Source organism: Nostoc sp. FACHB-888, assembly GCF_014696655.1.
Lineage (GTDB): Bacteria > Cyanobacteriota > Cyanobacteriia > Cyanobacteriales > Nostocaceae > Nostoc.
Genome location: NZ_JACJQM010000414.1, coordinates 1 through 1789, shown reverse-complemented (window position 1 = coordinate 1789; position 1789 = coordinate 1). Strand labels below are relative to the sequence as shown.

General features: G+C 39.3%; 3 protein-coding genes and 1 pseudogene. 1 reads left to right on the top strand and 3 read right to left on the bottom strand.

The annotated features are described in order from the left end of the window. The coding region (locus H6G26_RS41540; protein WP_190737952.1) for a transposase at positions 1 to 367 on the top strand (367 nt) is incomplete at its 5' end. 5 nt (positions 368 to 372) lie between these two features. Here H6G26_RS41540 and H6G26_RS41535 read toward each other — a convergent pair. The 3 genes and pseudogenes from H6G26_RS41535 to H6G26_RS41525 form a co-directional block, all read right to left on the bottom strand. Next, positions 373 to 927 (bottom strand): annotated as a pseudogene (locus H6G26_RS41535) (hypothetical protein); the annotation flags it as partial. A 157-nt stretch (positions 928 to 1084) separates the two neighbouring features. After that, positions 1085 to 1444, bottom strand: a complete 360-nt coding sequence (locus H6G26_RS41530; RefSeq protein ID WP_347242653.1) for a hypothetical protein — start codon at positions 1442 to 1444, stop codon at positions 1085 to 1087. A 49-nt stretch (positions 1445 to 1493) separates the two neighbouring features. Next, a complete protein-coding gene (locus H6G26_RS41525; protein ID WP_242054416.1) occupies positions 1494 to 1673 on the bottom strand; it encodes a hypothetical protein in 180 nt (59 codons plus the stop codon). Between the last annotated feature and the right edge of the window lie 116 nt (positions 1674 to 1789).

Below are 1789 nucleotides of genomic sequence, written 5' to 3'. Positions count from 1 at the left end.
TTCTGACAATACTATTGATTATCTACGTTATTTATTAGACCAGTCCCCGAACCAACGATTACTTCTTTTTTGGGATGGTGCTTCTTACCATCGTTCTCATGTTGTTCAAGGCTTTTTCGGTGAGGTAAATGAAGGTTTGCCACCAGAGCGATGGAAAATTCACTGCGTCCGTTTTGCTCCTAATTGCCCATCGCAAAATCCTATTGAGGATATTTGGTTACAAGCTAAAACATGGGTGCGGCGTTTCTGTGCTTTGATTCCTTCCTTCTCTCGTCTGAAGTGGATGTTTGAGTGGTTTATCCAACACACTACCTTTGATTTTGCCACTCTTCAAATGTACGGAGCTTTTTCAGAAATCAAATATTAGTCCTATAAATCAGTAAGAGTAGGAAAAGCCATTATTAAGTTAGCTTTGACTGATTCTTGCTTATCTAAAGATAATTCCCAAGCGTTGAGCGAGAGGAATTGGTCAATTCTCTTTTGGTAATCAAGTAGTCCTGCCTCATAATCAGCTTTTAATTGATTCCTGAGAGTGGGAGCAACATTATCTCTGATATTGAGTAGTTGACTCCACACAAGTGGAGCCAAGTCAATTGGACAAATCCAATCACCAGTATCACTGCTCATCCACTCCTGAACCGAAGCAATTTCTTGCCTCAGTTGGGCAGCAGCTTCATCTAGCTTTTTGAATACCTTAATACCCCGCAAACCGACTTCGGAATTTGTGACTTTAACGAGGTCTGATTCTATTTCAGAGACTTCAGCCTTTAGTACATCTGCCCATTTGGGAGCGGCAGATTTTGTACTTTTCTTTAGCTGGATACGGAAGCGAATACGAGTTTTATTTAACTGTGAAAAGTTGTGACGTTCAACTACTGCATCAGTTAGAAAATTTGCAGCGATAGTGTTGTCGATTGTTTGTACCATCATTATTCACCTCAATCAATATTTTTCACTTTCGATTAAGCGAAGCTTTCTTTGTGACTATTTGAATGTCTTTAGTAGCCCTATAGATTACTTTTTTAGAGCTTTTTTGTAACCTAATGTGTCTTTTGATGACTGGTGGTTTATATGTTGACATGGCTCAAAATAGCTGAAGTTGCTGTGAATTATCCTGTACCCCAGGCTTCTCATAGACCATGCCTTCGACCTCATAACAGCGAGTCATTAATTTGTTTCGGTTTAGTCGAAAGCTGGCTTTTTTTCTTTGATTTGGCAGAGGTACAAATAGATACTGCGGATGTTGTATACTACCTTCATCACCCAAATATCGGGAAAGCGTACCGTTGATTTGGTAAACTTTTGAGGAGCTTAACAGCGTTGGGTCGTAAACTTTAATCAAATTTAATTCCATCTTATTAGCAGTGAAGTGTGCCATAATTTGTTGTGGAATCGATTTTTCTCTCCAGTCAGACTGATTAAATGTGACTGGAGAGTTTTTCACGGATAATTCGTTACCTTTGTGTTAATTATTGATTGAGAGTGACAGAAGATTACAGATATAAATGCTCGAAAATCTGGTGAAGTTTTTCCTGATCTTCATCAGGCAGAGCCTTAAAATCAAACTCGTCTGATTCCCAAACTTCATCAAGGCTTGTAGACTCATCGACAATATTTGCAATCAAACAAGATTCATCGTCATAGTTCCAGCCATTTGCTAGAAGCCACGGCAAAACTCCCTCAGATTGGGGAGCATCCCAATTTTGCAAAAAGAGAGTGAAAAGACCAGTTTATTCGCGACTATGACTCGCGAATAAATGGGGGACTGTACATCAACACAAGAATTCGA